This window comes from Bradyrhizobium sp. USDA3010 (genome assembly GCF_056429065.1).
Map to the genome: position 1 here is coordinate 20457 of NZ_JBWJZD010000028.1, position 18575 is coordinate 39031.

19 protein-coding genes are annotated in these 18575 nt (G+C 61.3%); 6 read left to right on the forward strand and 13 right to left on the reverse strand.

The window, feature by feature from the left end; all coding sequences use genetic code 11:
* Window positions 1-396: 396 nt before the first annotated feature.
* Window positions 397-708, reverse strand: a complete 312-nt coding sequence (locus tag AC066Y_RS31820; protein WP_478277322.1) for a DUF736 domain-containing protein — start codon at window positions 706-708, stop codon at window positions 397-399.
* Between the two features lie 267 nt (window positions 709-975).
* Between AC066Y_RS31820 and AC066Y_RS31825 the strand changes: the two genes are divergently transcribed.
* Window positions 976-1131 carry a hypothetical protein gene (locus AC066Y_RS31825; RefSeq protein ID WP_478277323.1) on the forward strand — a complete coding sequence of 52 codons (156 nt, stop codon included), beginning with the start codon at window positions 976-978 and terminating at the stop codon, window positions 1129-1131.
* Window positions 1132-1424: 293 nt separating this feature from the next.
* Here the strand turns inward: AC066Y_RS31825 and AC066Y_RS31830 are convergent, their stop codons facing one another.
* Both AC066Y_RS31830 and AC066Y_RS31835 read right to left on the reverse strand, forming a co-directional pair.
* On the reverse strand, window positions 1425-3437 hold the full coding sequence (locus tag AC066Y_RS31830) for a ParB/RepB/Spo0J family partition protein (protein ID WP_478277324.1): 2013 nt from the start codon (window positions 3435-3437) through the stop codon (window positions 1425-1427).
* 537 nt (window positions 3438-3974) lie between these two features.
* A complete protein-coding gene (locus AC066Y_RS31835) occupies window positions 3975-5219 on the reverse strand; it encodes an IS110 family RNA-guided transposase (RefSeq protein WP_478277325.1) in 1245 nt (414 codons plus the stop codon).
* Between the two features lie 1056 nt (window positions 5220-6275).
* On the opposite strand from AC066Y_RS31835, the gene AC066Y_RS31840 reads away from it, so the two are divergent.
* Complete coding sequence (locus AC066Y_RS31840) at window positions 6276-6533, forward strand: hypothetical protein (RefSeq protein WP_478277326.1); 258 nt, start codon at window positions 6276-6278, stop codon at window positions 6531-6533.
* 11 nt (window positions 6534-6544) lie between these two features.
* On the opposite strand, the gene AC066Y_RS31845 is transcribed toward AC066Y_RS31840, so the two are convergent.
* Complete coding sequence (locus AC066Y_RS31845) at window positions 6545-7222, reverse strand: Rossmann-fold NAD(P)-binding domain-containing protein (RefSeq protein ID WP_478277327.1); 678 nt, start codon at window positions 7220-7222, stop codon at window positions 6545-6547.
* 35 nt (window positions 7223-7257) lie between these two features.
* Entirely contained in the window at window positions 7258-8181 is a 924-nt protein-coding gene (ku, locus tag AC066Y_RS31850) for a non-homologous end joining protein Ku (RefSeq protein ID WP_478277328.1), read from the reverse strand.
* 145 nt (window positions 8182-8326) lie between these two features.
* Here ku and AC066Y_RS31855 point away from each other — a divergent pair, with 145 nt between their 5' ends.
* From AC066Y_RS31855 to dinB, 4 genes are read left to right on the forward strand one after another with little or no spacing between them, the layout of a single operon-like run.
* Window positions 8327-8716 carry a hypothetical protein gene (locus AC066Y_RS31855; RefSeq protein WP_478277329.1) on the forward strand — a complete coding sequence of 130 codons (390 nt, stop codon included), beginning with the start codon at window positions 8327-8329 and terminating at the stop codon, window positions 8714-8716.
* 44 nt (window positions 8717-8760) lie between these two features.
* A complete protein-coding gene (locus AC066Y_RS31860) occupies window positions 8761-9210 on the forward strand; it encodes a hypothetical protein (protein WP_478277330.1) in 450 nt (149 codons plus the stop codon).
* A 3-nt stretch (window positions 9211-9213) separates the two neighbouring features.
* Window positions 9214-9939 carry an SOS response-associated peptidase gene (locus tag AC066Y_RS31865; protein ID WP_478277331.1) on the forward strand — a complete coding sequence of 242 codons (726 nt, stop codon included), beginning with the start codon at window positions 9214-9216 and terminating at the stop codon, window positions 9937-9939.
* Window positions 9936-11039 (forward strand): DNA polymerase IV, encoded by a 1104-nt coding sequence (gene dinB / locus AC066Y_RS31870; RefSeq protein ID WP_478277332.1) that lies wholly within the window; start codon window positions 9936-9938, stop codon window positions 11037-11039. The genes AC066Y_RS31865 and dinB overlap by 4 nt, the downstream gene beginning before the upstream one ends.
* Before the next feature lie 337 nt (window positions 11040-11376).
* On the opposite strand, the gene AC066Y_RS31875 is transcribed toward dinB, so the two are convergent.
* The 8 genes from AC066Y_RS31875 to AC066Y_RS31910 form a co-directional block, all read right to left on the reverse strand.
* Window positions 11377-12726 (reverse strand): MFS transporter, encoded by a 1350-nt coding sequence (locus tag AC066Y_RS31875; RefSeq protein WP_478277333.1) that lies wholly within the window; start codon window positions 12724-12726, stop codon window positions 11377-11379.
* Window positions 12727-12838: 112 nt separating this feature from the next.
* Complete coding sequence (locus AC066Y_RS31880; protein WP_478277334.1) at window positions 12839-13891, reverse strand: 2,5-dihydroxypyridine 5,6-dioxygenase NicX family protein; 1053 nt, start codon at window positions 13889-13891, stop codon at window positions 12839-12841.
* A gap of 61 nt (window positions 13892-13952) precedes the next feature.
* Window positions 13953-14765 carry an alpha/beta fold hydrolase gene (locus tag AC066Y_RS31885; protein ID WP_478277335.1) on the reverse strand — a complete coding sequence of 271 codons (813 nt, stop codon included), beginning with the start codon at window positions 14763-14765 and terminating at the stop codon, window positions 13953-13955.
* On the reverse strand, window positions 14762-15478 hold the full coding sequence (locus tag AC066Y_RS31890) for an isochorismatase family protein (protein ID WP_478277336.1): 717 nt from the start codon (window positions 15476-15478) through the stop codon (window positions 14762-14764). The genes AC066Y_RS31885 and AC066Y_RS31890 overlap by 4 nt, the downstream gene beginning before the upstream one ends.
* A gap of 32 nt (window positions 15479-15510) precedes the next feature.
* Window positions 15511-16722 (reverse strand): FAD-dependent monooxygenase, encoded by a 1212-nt coding sequence (locus tag AC066Y_RS31895; protein ID WP_478277337.1) that lies wholly within the window; start codon window positions 16720-16722, stop codon window positions 15511-15513.
* Between the two features lie 38 nt (window positions 16723-16760).
* Window positions 16761-17249, reverse strand: coding sequence for a (2Fe-2S)-binding protein (locus AC066Y_RS31900; protein ID WP_478277338.1), 489 nt, complete (start codon window positions 17247-17249; stop codon window positions 16761-16763).
* Entirely contained in the window at window positions 17246-18121 is an 876-nt protein-coding gene (locus AC066Y_RS31905; protein ID WP_478277339.1) for an FAD binding domain-containing protein, read from the reverse strand. Before AC066Y_RS31905 ends, AC066Y_RS31900 begins: the two co-directional genes overlap by 4 nt.
* Window positions 18122-18123: 2 nt before the next feature.
* Window positions 18124-18573, reverse strand: a complete 450-nt coding sequence (locus AC066Y_RS31910; protein ID WP_478277340.1) for a CoxG family protein — start codon at window positions 18571-18573, stop codon at window positions 18124-18126.
* Window positions 18574-18575: the final 2 nt, after the last annotated feature.

Below are 18575 nucleotides of genomic sequence, written 5' to 3' on the forward strand. Positions count from 1 at the left end.
TGCGCTTCATCTTACCCATTCTCGCTTCCTCTCGCTGCTATGACAAGGTCCTTGCATCGACGCCACGAAGCGTTGCCGACCGCAAAAATTCCGGCACGCCGTGCAGGTTTCCACGCTCGTCAACGGCAGAAATTTTGCTGCGGCAAGGGGGCGCCATCGCCTCTGGAAGCTGACGAAATCACACCTCCGAAGATCGAAAATCAGAGCTCAATCCGATGCGAAATGCGAGCGTCAGCTCAAAAATACTGCGTCAAGATCCCTCAGGTCGCTCGCATTTTGGCGAGCGGCGAAGCCCTCTCCCAACGCAAAAAGGCTCCTCTTCTCCCTCCCCAAGCGGTGCAAGAAACGCAAAAAAAGCCCCGCCTCCGAGGAGGCGGGGCCGATGATCCAAGAGGATCAGTCGCCGCTGCGGCGGGACCAGATCAGGGTAAAGCCCTCATCGCCTTCGACCTTGACCAGCGAGGCGTAGATCGGGGCCGGGAAGCTCGGATCGTCGAGCTTGACCGACAGATATTCGCGCTCGCTGTCGCGGGCGGTCTTCTTCCAGGCGGCGCCGAACTCGGTGCTACCCGCAAAGATGCGGTAGTCGGGAGCCTTGTCGTTGTCCTTCTCGGATGCGACTAGCTTTGCCTTGATGTTGAGCGTCAGCGTCTTGATCGAGCCGGTGTAGCCGTTGTCGGAAGCGGTGAAAGTACCGATGGTCGCCATGATAATCTCCGTCTGTTTTTGCTCGGGCCGCGCCCATCGCAGCCTCGATGGCGATCCCTTGCCCGGGGAGCGATCGGCCCGCAGCCTTTAGGCCCGCAGCGCCAGCGGAGGACGGCGAAAGCCTGCTTTTTTGTCTTTCGCGAGGAATGCCGCCGCCAGGCCGGCAGGGGAAAAAAGCAGGCGTGAGCCGTTGCGGGAAGGCGATCGAGGCCCTTGCCGCCCCTCGGGCTTGATCAGCCCAATCGAGACTGCGTTGGACGCGAGCCCATGACTGAACTGACAGAGATTTTCGTGGCGACCGCCCCCTCGCAGCATCAGACAACGGCCGGATCGGTCGAAGAAAAGCCAATGTCCGCGAATCAATCGCAGGGCAGACGCAGCCGAATCAACGCAAGCGAACCCAACCACATCTGCGCGCAATGAGCCTACGGCATCGGTAGAATTGTCGACCCAAACGCGCTCTCGATGCGCGCAATCAAGACACTATCCGAACTTCCCGGGCCCGATCTACGCCTCGCTGGTGAAGGTCGAAGGAGGCGCGATACAGCCACCCAGGCTGCAGCGATCGGCGTAGATCAGACGGATCGTCCCCCGATCGGATGAAGCGCTTGTGTAGGGAATCGCCACTTTGCAGCTATGGAATCGGGCGCACGCCACAGGCGTGCGGCCGAAATTTTTGACCCATCGGGGCCGCCCACGCGCCCCCGACGCCGGTATCACTCCGCAGCCTGCGAACAGGGCTCGCCGTGCTGCGCCTCGCTTTGCATTGCGGATTGCCCCTGCGGCGCGGTCGTCCGCAGCAGCGACGGCAGCCAGTCAGTTGCGGCCAATAGCTGTTCGGCGGCCTGCGCCATGTCGGCCTTCTTCATGTCCGACAGGCGCTCGGCCGCCTCCTCGCTGACGGCTTCGCGCACGGCCTCCAGAATGCCCGCCTTGGTGACGCGGCCGAGATAAGCGCGCACCGTCGGGCGCCAGAAGGCGGTCATGTCGAGGGCCACCGCCTCGGCCAAACGGCGGGCCACCGCCAGGGCGCGCGGCCTCCGGTCAAATGGCAATTTGACCGCATTGACCGTCAGGGCAACGCAATGCGCGAACAACGCCATGCGGCTGTCGTGGTCGAGTTCGGCCACGAAATCCCACAGCCCGCTCGGGTCCCGGGGCATCTGCCTCGCCCAATTGGCATGGCGATCCGACCACGCCTTTCCGGCCAACGTGTCCTCGATTCCGGCCGCATGCACGGCCAAATCCGTTTTCACCGGTTGAATGCCGACCACATGGGCATTGGCCCCGAAATAGAAGACTTGCGCGGCGAGCGCGTGGGTGACCGCCACGATGGCGACGTCAGGCTGCTCACTCAAATTGAGACGCAGCCCCAAGGTTCGGTGCGCAGTCAAGTCGCGAACGAGGGCGTCGGACAGCTTCTGCTCCTCGTCCTCCTCGTCGCTCGCGCTCTCGTCGTCTTCGCCATCCGGCGCGGCGTCCTCGCCTTCCCGGTCGTCCTCATCCCGCGCCTCGGCGTCGCTTTCCGGCCCGGTTTCAGCATCGGCTTTCTCGTCTTGCGGGCGGATAAAACCCCGTTCGATCCGGACCGTGCCGTCGTGATTGAGGACCACGAACGCGCCGCCGCGCGCGACGTCGGCGGGATCGTAGGCCTGCCGTTTTGCTTCCAGCCGCTCAATTTCAGCTTCCAGTTCGCCAAAGCGCGCGTCCACGTCGTCAGACAGTTCCTCGGCCGCCTGGTGCTGTTCGGTCAGCCGGTCGAACTCGGTCTGGACCGCCTGAAGGGCGGCCTGATCCTCAGCCGAAAGCTCGACCGGATGCGGATAGACGCGGCGCATTCCGTGGGTATGCGGGAAGTCGAGATGGGCTTCCGTCCACCGCCATCCCTCGGCCGCCCGCAGGGCATCCGCCTCGCGGCCGAGCCTTGCGGTCACCAGCAAATCGAGCAGCGAGACGTCTTCCAGATAGCCGCCGCGATCCTCGGTAAAGAGGTCGCGCAGGATCGTGCCGCCCGCTTCCGTATAGGCCTCAAGGCCGACAAAACGCGCGCGGCGATCCGTGGCCGCGACATGGGTTTCGGTGAGCAGGCGACGGATGGTAGAGGCATCAGGGTCGAAGGGCAGCCGCTCATAGACGGCTTCCTGCCGGGCATGATCGTCGACGACGGCAAACGCCATCAGCTGCTCGAGAGTCAGATCGCCGTCGCGATAAAGCTGCATCAGTCTGGGCGAAACCGCCCCCAGCCGCAGGCGCTGCCGCACCACATGAGCCGTCACGCCGAAGCGGGCCGCGATCTCCTCCGCGCCGAGCCCCCGTTCTTCCGCCAGCTTCCTGAACGCCTCGAACTGATCGGCGGGATGCATGTTCTCGCGGGTGACGTTCTCGTCCAGGCTGATTTCGTGGGGATCGTTCGCGGTATCGACGATGCAGCGGATCGGCTCGGTCTTCTTGATCTCCTTCCGCTTGACCCGGAGGAGCTGAGCAAGCCGCCTGCCCTCCCCGATCGTCACGAGATAGAAGCCGGTGGCCGCTCCCTCTCCATCGAACTCCGGCTCAACCACCAGATTCTGCAAGATGCCCTTGGCGGCGATACTCGCCGCATAGCCTTCAATCGCCGTCTCGCTGTGCGGCGTCTTGCGCGCATTGTTCGGGGACTTCTTCAGCTTGTTGAGCGGAATGAGAACCTCCGTCCCGCTCGCGGGAATGATTTCAACTGATTTGGCCGACATGATCATTCTTCCTTTGCTTCCATGGGTGCAGGGCGCACCACGCGCCTGCGCCCCTGCCCGTCGGCGAGATCGGGGGTAGCAAGTGCCAGGGCGACCCGAGCGGAGGGGCTTCCCACCTTTTGCAAGAGCCTTTTTCTCGCGGGTTCGACCAAACATTTGTGGCTTCCCGTCCTCACCTTTTGGGCAGGGTGAAGAGCGCAACATCGCGCTCGAAGCCCTGCCTCGCGGCGAGCAGCGGGTGTGCAAGCGGAGCGAGTGCCTTCGCGGGGAACCGGCTGCAGGGAGCGTGGATATTTGTCGCCGATCGCGTCAGTGAGAACGACCGAAGCTGGGCGGAAGGCACTCCGAAGCGCGCTGAGGGCGGAGCCCTAAGCCTTCGCCGCGGGAGCGCAGTGACGCGCAAAACAACGCCGGCACGGCGACGGATACTCAAAAGTGTCGTCGCTCGCTGATGTGAAGAACGACTGGTTACATCCGGGCCTGACGTCGTCGCGACGCTACGCAATTTGGAAGCTTCGCGTCTCGCCGAGGTCAGGATCAGGCCGCTACGGACTGCGGTGCTCGGTCGTTGTCGAAGAGTTCGCCGGTCCTGAGCATGGCGCAAGCAACGCCAATCAACCTGCTGCCGATTGATCGGAGCGCGCGAGCATGGGAATGTCCGCGCTTTCGTAAGGCGGCATATCGATTGCGCGTTTGGCAGTCATGCAGCACCGCAACGCGTGCCCAATGATAGACAGCGGTCCTCAGACGGTGTGGACAAGATTGCCTCATTACCACGACAATTTGCTTACCGCTGCGTCGCGTGACGGGTACGACGCCCGATAATCCCCGAAGCGCCTGAGCATCTCGGCGAACGATCGCATCATGTCCCTCGGACAGAAGTGCAGCGAGGACAATCGTTCCGATTCCAGGCATCGACCGCAAGATCTCGGGATCGGCCTGAGGCGATATGCCGGTCGCTGATGGGAGCTCGGCGACCGCCGAGCAAAGACGTTCGAGCTCCTTCATGGCTAGCTTCATCTGCTGCATCACCAACCGCAGACGGCCCAGAATTAGCTGACAATGGGCCACGCAGGCCTCCGTGACGCCGGCTGCCACCGATATGGGTGTACTGCGAAGATGAGTGAGCAGAGCGTCCGCGGTCCACCTCTTTACCCTGCTCTCCTTGAGGTGCCTCTCGATCGTCGACGCCCTCACCGTACGCGCCCTTGCCGGTGTCGGGATCAGATCCCAAAGATCCAAAATCCACTGCTTCGACCAATCTTCTGCTAGCTCGAGCATCTGTGGAAAATAGCGCCACAGCTGATGACGAAAGCGGTTGGCCAGGCGATTGCGTTCGGCAGACAAGTCTTCCGTCATGCGTGACCACTCACGCAACTGAATGATCGTCGGATGGACCGGTTCCAGGAATCGATAGAAACGCCGATCCGTCCGCAGAGCATCGGCGAGCACGAACGCATCGAGCCGATCATCTCTTGCGCCCGCCATCGTGAATCGATCTCGAAAGCGATCGAGCTGCTTTGGATTCAATGCATGAACGAGAAAGCCAGAATCCATTAGGCTTTCGACGACGGGTCCGTGCGGGACTTCAATGCCAATCGCGATACGACCTGGTTCGGCACCCGTCGTTTGCTGAACCCAGCCTGCCAGTTCAACCAAACCTTCCCCGCTATGTTTAAATGAGCGATGGCCGAGCTTTGCTCCTTGGGCATCCAAAGCGTAAGCGTAGTGCGTCGCCGATGCCCAATCGACGCCGACGTATGCAGCTATATCTTCCATCATTCCCGTTCCCTTTCTGCGTGGTCGGGCAGCTGCGATCTTCGCCGGCCCTGTTCTGGCGCTCAAAGGCGCAACTCCCCACGGGGCGTCGAACGCAGCTCATCCGTCGGGGCACTCGTCCCCTCTGGGCGCTCACGGCGCAGGATCACCAGGTGGCTCCCGACGAATCAGCCCGTAGGCCAACGATAGCCCCGTGAGGAGCATTTTGATTGGAACAGGGATCGCCCGCCTGATAAGGGCCGCTTCGCGAGAAGCGGGTCTGCACAAGCGCGTGCATTGTCGTCCAAGGTCGGCAGAGTAAAAAAGCGCGGAAGACCGGGGAGACCGCTCGGGTCGGCGCCGGCGCAAGCCGGCGCTTCACCCTAGCGCGCGCGAGGGGCAGCGCCCCTGAGGTCTCAACGGTGAGCATGCTGGGCAACTCGGAAGAAGTGAAATCAAGCCAAGAGTGAGAAAATCAGGAAGGCAGCCGCCGACAGGGCAGTGATAGCGACGCGGGCATGCAATGACCGCGGGCCCCGAGGCGACTGCAGTCGCGAGACCGGTCAACAAGGCACCCGAACGCGGGACAGTGATAGCGACGCCGGCAGGCAATGACGGCGGGGCACGCGGGCGAGTGCCTCCGGCGAGCGACACATTATATATTGCGATATATCGCGCGCGAGATCGTCATATGTTTCCGCGAGGGATCGAAGTTGGATAGCCGAGACGTCACGCGCTCGGTTCACAAGAGCCCGGTGCGGCCATCGCCGCACGCGCCTGGACAAAGACACCATGACCAAGTTTGACGAAACTGAACCTCGTTGCGAGCCATTGTCGTCGCGTCACTGATTTGCGCCTTGGAAAGAATCTCTTCAACTCTTTCCCACCTGGCCTGGTGCTTTCCCGGGTCGCAGCATCGGACTTCGGTCGTTATCCATTGCAACGCAAGACAGAAGCGAACGGGAGCGCCACGGCTCACCGGACTTCAATCCTCGAGCTCGCGTCGTCGCGAATCCCAGCCATGTGATAGGAGGGGAACGAATAGCGGGCACAGCGATTCGAATGTCAGGAGCGGTTTCAATGCTGATGACGACGGAACAAAGGCCGGCGATACGGACGTTGCGCGGATGGGCGATCCACGTGCTCCTGGAAGCGGGCGCCATCCGCGAGTGCGAGGAGCACGGCTGGATGCAGGATCGCGCCGATCCCCGTGCGCGGAATCGCGCCATCGATATCGCCCGTAAAGACCCGCCAGCAAGGATCTCCACTGATGAGGCGGTGGCTGAGGTTCGCGAGGTGCTGGATTCGATCGGCGATACCTGCCCGGAATGCCCCTGATTCAGGAAGGGCTATTCGAGCGCGCAAGACATCTGCCTCATGGCCCCGTTCTCGAAATACACGACACCATCCTGGGCCGTGCTGCTGACGAACTCAGCGACAAAGGCGCGAGCGATATCGTCCTGCTCGATCGCGCCAAAACGCCCCGGAATCAGGCGGCCAAGCCAGGCGACATAGCTCGGCGTGTGCGCATTGCCCGCGATGATTCCAGGGCGAAAAATCGCAAGACGTTGAAAGCCTGCCGCTTGAACCGTCTCCTCCTTGAGCCCCATGATCCGCACGTAGCGAATCCTGCTCTTCGAGGTGCTTCCCACGGCCGAGAGCAGAGCAAACCGTGTGATCCCCCCGGCGCGGCAACCGCGGGCAAAGCCACCGACCACGCCGATCTCAAGGCCCTTCAGCTCCTCTTCGCTCCATTTCAGGCTGCCTTGACCGACACCGACACAGCATGCCGCAAAGACGGGATCGCCCTGCGCGATCATGCTCTGGGCAAGTTTGGTCACATCTGACGGAAACTCGGCAGCTGCGGTATCCAGAACCACCTGCCGCACACGGGGAGCAGCGTTCAGGGAAATCGCCCGGCGATTGACCATCACGACTTCAGCGCAGGACGGCTCCGCAGCCAGGGCCCGCGCCACCGCAGCGCCCACCTGCCCCGTGCCGCCGATGATCAGGACACGAAATGCCATGCCGTGCCTATATCAGAAAAATTCGGCAGGACGGCCTAAGCTGATTTCCGTTGCGGCCTTGCTGCCGGCTTCTTGGCCGCAGCTTCCTTCGCCACTTTCTTGCCGGTGATCGGCATCAGCATTTCTTTCTGACCGCTTGCGACCTTGCGTGGCTTCTTGGGCGGCTTGGAGTTTTTTGCGGCTTTCTCGCCGCCAATGCTCTTGCGCAACGCGTCCATCAGATCGACGACGTTCTCGCCACGCGGCCGCTCCTTCGCGGTAATCGGTTTGCCGGCCCGCTTCTTGTTGATGAGGTCGATCAGGGCGGTTTCGTACTGATCCTCGAACTTCTCAGGCTCGAAGTGACCCGACTTTTGATTGACGATGTGCTTGGCGAGATCGAGCATGTCCTTGGTCACTTTGATATCCTGGATCTCGTCGAAATATTCGGCCGCGGGTCGCACCTCATAGGGATAACGCAGCAGCGTTCCCATCAGGCCCTTGTCCATGGGCTCGAGCGCGATAATGTGCTCGCGGTTGGTCAGCACCACGCGGCCGATGGCAACCTTGTTCATCTCGCGGATGGTTTCTCGGATCACGGCAAACGCATCGTGCCCAACCTTGCCATCAGGACACAGGTAGTAGGGCCGGATCAGATATCGCGGATCGATCTCGCTGCGGTCGATGAACTCGTCGATCTCGATGGTTCGCGTCGATTCCAGCGCGACATTCTCGAGCTCCTCTTTGGTCACCTCGATGAAGGTGTCGGTGTCGACCTTGTAACCCTTGACGATGTCCTCACTCGCGACCTCTTCGCCGGTGTCGGCGTCGACCTTGGCGTATTTGATCCGGTGGCCGGTTTTCCGGTTGAGCTGGTTGAACGAGACCTTCTCGGATTCGGACGTGGCCGGATACAGCGCGACCGGACAGGTGACGAGGGAAAGACGCAGAAAGCCTTTCCAGTTAGCGCGGGGGGCCATGGTGGTGGGAACTCCGATACTGATACCGGATTCAAGACGATCCGCGGGCCTTGGTTCCGACATCCCGACGTCCCCAACTGGACGATTTTTCTCCGCGACCGCCTGAGCGGACTCGACATTTGTTCTTGTTATGTTCTAATTCGGCATGACTGACCGACCCGCGAGCTGGCGCATGCCTACCCCGAAGCAGATGGAAAAACTGGCCGCCGAGGCCGCCCGCAGACCGGCTTCGCCCGCTCCGGATGCACCGCTTCCCGCCGAATACTGGGATTCGGTGCTCAAGGATCCTCGCGCCGATGTGGCCGATGCCCAGATGCGGCAACGGCGTCTGTCTGACATTCGGCGTCACGTCCTTCGCGTGTCGTGCCGCCGCTGCGAGCGGATCGTCGAAATCCAGACAACCGATGCAGTCCGGTTGTATGGCCGCAACGCGATCTGGAAGGACGTCGCGCAGCGGCTGCTCGACAACACCTGCCGGCAACGAACTGGCAGGCATGAGGAAGACGGGTGCTGGCCGGCGTTCGAGACGCCGTAGCCAGCACCAGGTCGCCGATCGGATCTCTTTGCGCCGGTGTCCGGATGGCCCCGAAATACCACCCTACGCCCTTGTCGGGCAGCGGCCGCAAGGCGCTGAAGAAGGAGCTTGGCAAGGCGCGCGCAATGGCCAACATCCTGGCCACCCGATCGGCAGAAATGCGGGCGAAGGGGGAAGCATGCATCCAGCAGGCGGACAAGCTGCTGTGCGTGAGCTGGAACGAACGCATGTGGTCCGACGGAGAGCCGATCGATCCGTCCCCGACGATCGACCAGGCCGTGAATGGAGGCTTCGCCTGGCTCGAAATCAGATGCGAAGGTTGCAAGACGCCAAGTGACGTTGACCTCGCGGCGATGAAGAATCCGCGGGCCACCTTCGTACATGATCTCGCCAGCCGGCTGCGCTGCCGAAAATGCAGCACGGCCGGCCGGCGTCCCTCTGCGACTCTGTTACAACTGGCGGGGCAGCCGCGCCACTCTCGGACCAAAGCCTGACCGATGTGCGATCTCTACTCGATCACGACCAACCAGGCCGCCATCGCCGCGCTGTTCCGCGTCGTGAACCGGTATGTCGGCAATCTGGCGCCGATGCCGGGGGTTTTTCCCGATTACAAGGCGCCGATCGTGCGCAATGGCGCCGAGGGCCGCGAACTCACGACGGCGCGGTGGGGAATGCCGTCATCGCAGCACGCCCTGATGGAGGCGACCAAAAAGCGTGTGGTAAAGCTCGAAGCGAAGGGTAAGGCGGTTGATTTCAAGGAATTGCTGCGGATGGAGCCGGACAGCGGCACGACCAACATCCGCAACGTGAAGAGCAAGCATTGGACGAGATGGCTCGGCCCCGAAAACCGCTGCGCGGTGCCGTTCAACTCCTTCAGCGAGTTCAACAAGGCCGAGGGTGGCGATATCTGGTTCGCGCTCGATGAGACGCGTCCCCTCGCCTGCTTCGCCGGCATCTGGACCAATTGGACGTCTGTTCGGAAAGTCAAGGAAGGCGAGACGACCAATGACCTCTACGCGTTCCTCACGACAGAGCCGAACGCAGAGGTTGGCGCCATCCACCCGAAGGCGATGCCGGTGATCCTCACATCTCCGGATGAGATAGAGGCCTGGATGACGGCACCTCCTGGCGAGGCACTGAAGTTACAGCGGCCGCTTGCCGACGGAACACTTCGGATCGTCGCTCGTGGCGTCAAGGAAGATACAGCCGGGCTAGCGATGTGACCCTCGAGATCGATGACGACCAGGCGGTTGCGCCGGTCCCCCAGCGCAAGATCATCCACATCGACATGGACGCATTCTATGCGTCCGTCGAGCAGCGGGATAATGCGGACCTGCGCGGCAAGCCGGTCGCCGTTGGAGGTCCCCGCGAACGCGGCGTCGTAGCGGCGGCCAGCTATGAAGCCAGAAAGTTCGGAGTTCGTTCGGCCATGCCGTCCGTCACGGCAAAACGGCAATGCCCGGATCTGATCTTCGTCAAGCCGCGCTTTGAGGTCTACAAGTCCATCTCGCAGCAGATCCGTGACATCTTCGCGGAGCATACATCGATCATCGAACCCCTGTCACTCGACGAGGCCTATCTCGACGTGACCGACAACCTGCAACGCATTCCATGGGCGCGCGACGTCGCGCTCGCTATCCGGGCCAAGATCAAGGTCGAGACAGGTCTCAATGCTTCGGCCGGCATCTCTTATAACAAGTTTCTGGCAAAACTCGCCTCGGATCACCGCAAGCCGAATGGCCAGTACGTCATCACGCCTGAGATGGGCCCGGCCTTTGTGGAAACCTTGCCCGTCGGCAAATTCCACGGCATTGGTCCTGCGACCGGCGCCAGGATGAATGCCCTGGGCCTCTACATTGGGCTCGATATCCGCAATCAGTCGCTCGAATTCATGCAGGCCAATTTCGGCAAGGCCGGCGCGTACTACTATTGGATCTCGAGGGGCGTCGATCATCGTGAGGTCCGCGCGGATCGAATCCGAAAGTCGGTCGGCGCAGAGACCACTTTCTCAAGCGATTTGACCGAATTCCAAGCGTTGGCCGCCGAACTGCAGCCACTTGTCGACAAAGTCTGGCGGCACTGTGAAGACAAGGCAGCGCGTGGCCGAACGGTGACCCTCAAGGTAAAGTTCAACGATTTCGAAGTCATCACGCGCAGCAGGTCGGTAGCTGCCGCGGTTTCAAGCCGCGCAGAACTCGAACGACTTTCGATCGCGCTGCTTCAAAACGAGATACCCTTCTCCAGGTCAGTCCGGCTGTTGGGGGTTTCGCTTTCGTCCTTACAAGGCGACGATGCGGCGCCGCAACTTGACCTGCGGATCTGAAGGTCGCGGCTGGCACAAGGACGTCGCCAATTCCGGACGATACGTCTTTCATCGCCACGCTGCGGAAATCCGGATTGCCGAAGCGGCTCTATCGCATGCCTGCAACAAGTTCGGCAGTGGCGCCGAGGATCGGCCGGTCGGCAACACCTGCCATCGGGGCAGCGGGACGCATGAAGAAGACGGTGCTGGCCAACTTTTGATGATGCATTGAGGGTCTCGATCAGCCGTCATTTGTCCGTATCGACGGCCCGGTAGCGGATTCCGCCTTCCGCGCCGGCCGGCGAGATGAGCGCGCCTAGCTCTCATCTCGCCGGCTGCGCGTCATTTCACGAGCGCATCATACGCTCGAGACCGGAGCAGCCTTCATCGCCGGCTCCGAGTCCGCATCGGCCTTGAAGCCCTTCGCGGACAAATCCCGACCGAGCGTCTCAGGAAGCAGAAGAGAGGCCAGAACGAAGGTAGCTGCGGCGGGAAGAGCCACGGCGACCATGCCGTTCAGCAGGCTTCCGCCGAAATGAGCGGCTGCAAGGGGCACAACAACCGGCGCGATGCTGCCAAGGCCGCGACCGCCCATATAGAATGTGGACACTGCCGTCGCGCGCAGATTGACCGGATAGAGTTCCGAGATCCAGACGCCCGTCACGCCGAGCGCAACGTTGCCAATCCCGAAGCCGATATAGAGCCAGAACATCGGCCACTCGGCCTTCGAACCGGCGTAGAGCTGACCTCCCCACACTGCCATGCCAACCAGCGATCCGATCCAGAACAATGCCGGCACGAGAGCACCGAACCGGCGGCCGGCCCTGTCGTTGAAAAAGCCGTTCGCGAGATAGCAGATGCCGCTGACCACCGAAAGAAGGACGGCCGTGGTGCGAACGACGTCGCCCGGCGTGTGCATGTCCCGGAGCAACAGCGTCGGAATGAAGGAGACTACGCTATAGTAGCACAGCATGTAGCTCATCAGCCATACGAAAGCAGTAGCGGTCTGCCGCGCCAGACCGTTGCGGAACAGATCTGCAAGGGGAAGAGTGCGGGCTGCCTCTGCAACCTGACCGGCTTTGCGTTGGGCCTCATACTCCAGCCAGATCTTCGATTCAGGCATGAAGAAGCGGATGAAGATGATCAGCAGAATCGGCACTCCGCCACTCAGCAGGCCGATGCGCCAGCTCCACTCGTCGCTGAACGTCGCGATGAGCCAGATTCCGACGATCGAAGCCGTGGACGATGCGATCACGGCGCAGCCCTGAAGCGCAGCCGCGCCGAAGCCTCGGCTGCCTTTTTTCCAGGCTTCGTTGAAAAGCACCATGCCAACGCCATACTCGCCGCCAAGACCGATGCCGGTGATGAACCGCAGCACCGCAAGCGACCAGTAATTCCATGCGAATGCTGAAATGATCGCCGCAACCGAGAACAATGCGATAGTGAACTGAAGCGAGGTCTTGCGGCCAAGGCGATCGCCGATGACGCCGAACAGGGCCCCGCCGATCGCCGATCCGAATAGGGTCAGGGCCTGCAGAGAGCCGATCTCAGTCAACGATAGCGACATTGACCGCTGGATCGCGGGCAAGAGAAACGGAAAGATCAGGACATCATAGAAGTCGAGAATGTATCCCAGCATTGCCGAGATCATGATCGAATACCGTTGCGTGGCCGTGTAATCTTCCGCGCCTGAGCTGGTTGTGGACATGCAATGCGTTTCCCGTTGAAAGAGCTGAACAGTGGATGGTCGTTGCCGAAGCGCTTTCCGCGTTATTGGAGGCCGCAAATACGGCTCCGGGCACGAGGTCGATGGGCGCGGCCTAGCGGCCTGGTGCCCTCAACTCCGGATAGGCAAACTCGCCCTTGTCGAGGATATGGACATCGTCGAGCCAGAGGCTGCAGCCGCGAAGCGGGATGTCGAGATGACACGGCGTGTCGTTCGTGCCGCCAAGCTCGGTATTTGGTCCCGTCGAGAACAGAACGTTCCCATAAAAGGAAAGGGCATTCATGATATGCTCCGACGCGAGCTGCTGAGATGCAGCTATATGGTGCCAGTCGGCGCGCTCATTCGATCCCCACCCGATATGCGAGATTGCCCAACCTCGTGGATCGCCGAAACTGTCGATATAGTTCCTGATGAGCGTCGCGTCGGTGCCCTCGCCCTTGAGGTCGACGATGTAGCCGTCCTTGATGGTGAGCGTGACCGGAGACTGGATGTAGCGCTTGAATGCGCAGAGAATGTCGCCCGGCATCAGAACGACAGTTCCGTTGACGTCCCCATCGGTAGCTTGCGTGAAAGCAAATCCTGACGGGAAATGATCCCAGCGGCCCGGTTCATCCGTGTATCCGTACTCGGAAATGACCGGATACTGCTTTAGGCCGTAGGTCACATCTGTTCCGCCCGGCGACGTGATGCGCATGGTTCTGGCTGACTGCAGGAGCGTTCGTGAGAGCTCGGTTCGCCGGCGGAGATCCTCAGTCGGGAACATCTTTTTGAGAATGTGGAACGGCTCCATTACGCGCAGAATGCGCGTGCCCGCCTCCTGAATTTCGAGTTGCTCGCGCGAGAACAGCAGGCCCAGAAGATCAATCACCATATCCACGCGCCTGAGTGTGTCGATCGCCGGCTGGTTGCCGCTCAGCGCGTGTCTGCCCTGCTGGCCCGCAACCTTGCTCTGGCCGTACTTTGGAACATTGAGGTGGAAGGTTGTCGCGCCAAGGCTCCGCGCGGCCAGCATGAACGTCTGGGCATACTCCGACTGATCCTCGCCGCCGCTCAGGACAGCTACGACCTCGCCTTCCCTCACCTTGCAAAGTGCAAGTTCGGCCTTGAAGAGTTCGAGCATTTCAACATCGATGCGTTGCCGGGTCATCTTCAGTCATCTCCTCTTTGCCAGGCATGTATTCGCAGCGCTCCGACCGGCGTTTCGGCGGTCAGGCGAGGACGTCACTGACGATCGACAGGAAGCCTTCCGTGTCGTCGATGTGCATTTGGTGACCTGCGCTCTCCAGTCGCTTGATCTCGATGGACGGTAATAATCTTTGAATCTCTCTTTCATCCTCGGGACGGATGACGTCGCCTTTGCCTGCAACGAGCAGCCAAGTGCGGACGCTGAGGTTGGCAAGATCATTGTGAATGTCATCGTGATGAAAGCCCTTGTGACTTTCGATCAGGGCACGCTCGTCGCAGGTGTGCATCCACTCGGCCCGCGCACGAATGTGCTTTTCGGGCCAGCGCGGCGCGGACGGGCTTCGCAGCGCCGCGTCCGCTTCCCCAAGGCTTGCGCTATGAAGCAGCTTGAGAAGAGGCCCGATCGGACTCGGGTAGGCGCGACGTCCGGGGCCGGAGACCGGTGGATCGACCAGGATCAACTGTCTTATGGACGATGGCCGCCACCGTGCGGCACGAATTCCGATCCGGGCCCCCATGGAGTGGCCGAGCAGGGTATACGCGCCCATTTCCAGCGCCTCGGCGAACGAGACCAGATCGGAGGCGCAGGCATCCAGCGAATAGTTGAGATGCGGTCCGCTTTCGGAAAGGCCGCGCCCCCGGACGTCGACTACATAGACGTCGTGTCCGATGCACAAACGTTCCGCGATGAACGCCCATTGTGCCGCGGCCGTTGAGATGCCCGGGATGATGACGATGGCCGGGCCGGCTCCGCCGAAGCGCAGGTAATGCTGGCGGATGCCGTTCGCGCGTACGTGAGCACCGTAGAGCAGACGGGAGACCTGGGCGACACTCATGTCGGGCGATCCCTGTTACGATCATCCGGCAGCGCACGAAGCCGCTCGATGGCTTCCGAGGTTGGCATCACATCTGCGTACTTGCTGGCTATATCGAACAGGTTGACGGCGTGCGAAGTCGGCGAACGATCGTAGACGGCATCGCTCGGCACGATCGATTTGAGATTCAGCGCGCATGCATCGACAACCGATGCCCGGACGCAGCCGCTGGTCGTGCAACCGGTCACCACCAGTGAATCGATCCCGGCCCCGACGAGATACGTCGTGAGCGGGGTGCCGAAGAACGCGCTTGCCTGCGTCTTTGGCAGCAGCAGTTCCCCCCGCTCTGGAGCCACCTCGCGAACAAAGGCGTAGCCCTCGGGCGGAATTTGCATGATGCCTGGAATTTTTGCCGCGAATGACCCTTGGTCATGGCTGACCTTGCAGGCGACATGCGGAAATATCACCGGCCATCCTCTCCCGCGAAACAACCGCATCAGATCGGAAATCTGCGCTATGGCCTGCCAACCAGCCTCACCGCAACTGGTTGGATATTGCTTGATCGCCTCGCGGATCGGCATCGGACGGTCACCGACCGAGCGGTACTGCACGTCGATCACCAGGAGCGCAGGCCGCTTGCCGAATCCAGCCGCGCCACCCAATCCTGCGATCGCATAGGTCTCGCGCTCTTCGAGCGGTATTACGTCGTCCCAGGGCTGCTCTTTGCCGATCATCGTTGTGCACCGGTGCTCGTTTGGAAGAGATATCAATGAAGAGGAACGGCGGTCGCGTCGTACTGGTAGATCCAGTCGTAACGAGCGGCGGTCGCTTCCGGCGCCCACTGCGTCCTGATGTAGTCTCCCGCGGTTTCGGCCTTGGACAGCGCCGGGTTATGGAAGATCGGCAGCATCCCGGCCGCGGACTTCACAACCCTGGTTGTGCGATCTAGGCGCAGGCTCTGATATGTCTGGAAAGCTCTCGCTGGATCGTCGGGGTGCTGCTCGAGGCATCGGGCGAGAACGGAGGCGTCCTCCAACGCCATGTTCACCCCCTGACCGAGATATGGCAGCATGGAATGGCACGCGTCTCCAAGAAGCGTGACCCGTGCTTGCGACCAACCAGACAGCGTAGGCCGCACGAACAGACCCCACTTGTGAAGGCTTTCGACGTTGCTGACGAGCGCGATGATGTCGGGATGCCAGCCCACGAAGTCCTTCAGGCACTCCTCGACAGACCCCTTCTCCGACCAGGATTCCAGGAGCCAGTCGTTGCGATCGACCTGACCCGAGAACGTCATCAATTCCGTGTTCTGCCAACGGACCGGATATGCCGTGACATGCGCGGTCGGCCCGATCCAGGTCGACACCACGGGCTCGCGTTGATGCGGCTCGAGCCGGTCGACCGGCACAAGACCACGCCAGGCGATTGCGTTGGTGTACTGGCTTTCGATTTGACCGATCAGTCCGGTTCGGACTTTCGAATGCGAACCGTCGGCGCCGATCAGCGCCCGACCTTCGATCTCGCGGCCGTCCGCGAGCCGGGCCCGAACTCCCTCCTGGTTCTGGCTGAATCCGACAACATGAGCATTCAAATGGATGGCGTCCGCCTTCAATCGTCGGACACCGTCGACGAGGATTTTCAACAGGTGCGCGCGCAACAGAAGATAGGGCTGGTTACGGGCTGCGTCGGAGCTCCGGTTATAGAGGGACCAAGTTTCACCAGTATTCCAGAGCCGGATGGAACGTCGCTCGGCTGCGATGCAATTCTGTTCGACTTGCTCGGTGAGGCCGAGATCGCAAAGAACACGGACGCCGTTCATAGACACCCATAGGCCGGCGCCTACCTCGCGCAACTCGGCCGCTTGCTCGAAAACATCACAATCGATTCCGCGGCGAAGCAGCGATAGTGCCATCGCCAATCCGCCGATGCCCGCGCCTGCAATGAGGACGCTTGTCTTTTTGATCTCATCGATACTCATTGATACCTCCAAAACGTGGCTGCACTATTTCGCGGCGATCAAGCGGCATCTTGCGAAGATTGCTCAAGCGCAAGGCTCTTCACGGCTTCGAAAATCTTGATGTAACCGGTGCAGCGGCAGAGATTTCCGTCCAGATGATGCCGGATTTCCGCGTCTGTCGGATGTGGAGTGGTTTTCAAAAGCGCTGTCACCGCCATGATGAATCCGGGCGTGCAGAAGCCACACTGCAGGCCGCCGTGGAGCACGAATGCCTGCTGAATACGGGACAGCCCGTCGGACGGCGTCACGCCCTCGATTGTGGTCACCTCGCGCCGATCAACATCGACGGCGAGCGTTGTGCAACTCGAGATCGGCTCACCGTCGAGAAGGACCGTGCAGGCGCCGCACACTTCCATGTCGCAGGAGCGCTTTGTCCCCTTGAGACCGAAGCGATCGCGAATAAGGTCGATCAAGAGCGTATGGGCCGGGATGTCGACGACGATGCTCTTGCCGTTCAACGAAAAAGAAATGGCCAACAGCTGCGTCATTTCAGCCAGCTCCCGCCGGCGATGATCGCTTCATCGGTGTTACGAAGAAGAAGCACGCCTGCAAGGTGACGCTTGTAATCGGCCCCGCCATGCCGATCCGCGTTGACTTCAAGCTGATCCAGCGCTGCCGGAAGCACTGTCTCGATCCTGCCACGCGCCTCGCCTACAGCCACGTCTCGGAGGACGCTTTCGACGGCCGTCAAGGGCTGTGGCCGCGAACCAAGCGCGCCGACCCGCACGCGAGCGCTTTTGATGGTGCGCCCGCCGGCGTTCAGTGACCAGGCCATCGCGACGTTCACCGATGGCCTCTCACCATGCTTGAACCGGCGATAGGTTACCGGTCCCGCGGGCCGCGGGAACACGATGACTCTCAGCAACTCGTCAGGCTCGCGCACAGTTTCCATTTCACTTCGGATGAAATCATCAGCGTGAATTTCACGCGTGCCCTTGGGCCCCTCGAGCACCAGTCGTGCGTTCAGGGCCGCCAGCATCGTCGGCGGATCGGCGTGAGGCTCCCCGAAGCATAAGTTGCCGCCGATGGTTCCGACGCTGCGGACCCTGATGTTCGCAACCTCGGCGCACAGCGCTGACAAGGCCGGCACGTGTTCGCGGATGACGGAATCGCCGGCGATTTTCTTGTGCGTGCAGCGCGCGCCGATCTCGATCTCGTTCAGATCGTTGACGGCGATGCAATCGAGCCCAGGGATTCCCTTGATGTCTATGAGGCGGTCCGCACGGATGAGGCGCATTTTCAGCGCGAGCAGCAGTTCGGTCCCACCGGCATAGAACATGCCGTCGCCAGAATCGCCGACGGCACGCACGGCGTCGGCGATCGTCGAGGGCCGCTCGAATTGGAAGGGTGACGGCAGCATGATTAGGCCGCGCCCAGCATTTCTTTGAGCCGCTTCTCAAACTCTTCGAAGTTCTGATCGACGCGGCGTTTGATGATGCCGAATCCCATGGTCGCAAGCCGGCCCTGCACGTCGACTTTCGCGTCCACGGCAAATGTGGAACCAGACCCGTCCTGTGTGACGGTCACGTCGAGGACAACCGCCAGCCGTGTTCCTGTGATCTTGTCGCGGCCCGTAGCGCGGGTGCGCATGTGAGACGGCTCGGTGATCGACTCAACGATGATGTCTGCCGGCACTTCGAGCTTGAAAGGGCCGATCTTCTGCTTGACGGTCGCTTTGTAGGTTGCAAGCCGCTGGATTTCCTCGACGCTTTCGCACCCGGGAATGCAGCTTGATATGCGTGGAACGTCGAGCAGCGTGTTCCAAAGCTGCGCCGGCGTCGCCGGCACCGCCATTGACATGTAGAATTCCATGA

Coding starts and splice junctions, on each gene's coding strand:
- AC066Y_RS31880 (WP_478277334.1), bottom strand. CDS start 13,891: ATGACCCGGCAACGCATCGATGTTGAAATGCTCGAACTCTTCAAGGCC.
- AC066Y_RS31860 (WP_478277330.1), top strand. CDS start 8,761: ATGGCCCCGAAATACCACCCTACGCCCTTGTCGGGCAGCGGCCGCAAG.
- AC066Y_RS31830 (WP_478277324.1), bottom strand. CDS start 3,437: ATGTCGGCCAAATCAGTTGAAATCATTCCCGCGAGCGGGACGGAGGTT.
- AC066Y_RS31890 (WP_478277336.1), bottom strand. CDS start 15,478: ATGATCGGCAAAGAGCAGCCCTGGGACGACGTAATACCGCTCGAAGAG.
- AC066Y_RS31825 (WP_478277323.1), top strand. CDS start 976: ATGACTGAACTGACAGAGATTTTCGTGGCGACCGCCCCCTCGCAGCAT.
- AC066Y_RS31875 (WP_478277333.1), bottom strand. CDS start 12,726: ATGTCCACAACCAGCTCAGGCGCGGAAGATTACACGGCCACGCAACGG.
- AC066Y_RS31910 (WP_478277340.1), bottom strand. CDS start 18,573: ATGGAATTCTACATGTCAATGGCGGTGCCGGCGACGCCGGCGCAGCTT.
- AC066Y_RS31840 (WP_478277326.1), top strand. CDS start 6,276: ATGCTGATGACGACGGAACAAAGGCCGGCGATACGGACGTTGCGCGGA.
- AC066Y_RS31835 (WP_478277325.1), bottom strand. CDS start 5,219: ATGATGGAAGATATAGCTGCATACGTCGGCGTCGATTGGGCATCGGCG.
- AC066Y_RS31895 (WP_478277337.1), bottom strand. CDS start 16,722: ATGAGTATCGATGAGATCAAAAAGACAAGCGTCCTCATTGCAGGCGCG.
- AC066Y_RS31820 (WP_478277322.1), bottom strand. CDS start 708: ATGGCGACCATCGGTACTTTCACCGCTTCCGACAACGGCTACACCGGC.
- AC066Y_RS31865 (WP_478277331.1), top strand. CDS start 9,214: ATGTGCGATCTCTACTCGATCACGACCAACCAGGCCGCCATCGCCGCG.
- AC066Y_RS31885 (WP_478277335.1), bottom strand. CDS start 14,765: ATGAGTGTCGCCCAGGTCTCCCGTCTGCTCTACGGTGCTCACGTACGC.
- AC066Y_RS31900 (WP_478277338.1), bottom strand. CDS start 17,249: ATGACGCAGCTGTTGGCCATTTCTTTTTCGTTGAACGGCAAGAGCATC.
- ku (WP_478277328.1), bottom strand. CDS start 8,181: ATGGCCCCCCGCGCTAACTGGAAAGGCTTTCTGCGTCTTTCCCTCGTC.
- AC066Y_RS31905 (WP_478277339.1), bottom strand. CDS start 18,121: ATGCTGCCGTCACCCTTCCAATTCGAGCGGCCCTCGACGATCGCCGAC.
- AC066Y_RS31855 (WP_478277329.1), top strand. CDS start 8,327: ATGACTGACCGACCCGCGAGCTGGCGCATGCCTACCCCGAAGCAGATG.
- AC066Y_RS31845 (WP_478277327.1), bottom strand. CDS start 7,222: ATGGCATTTCGTGTCCTGATCATCGGCGGCACGGGGCAGGTGGGCGCT.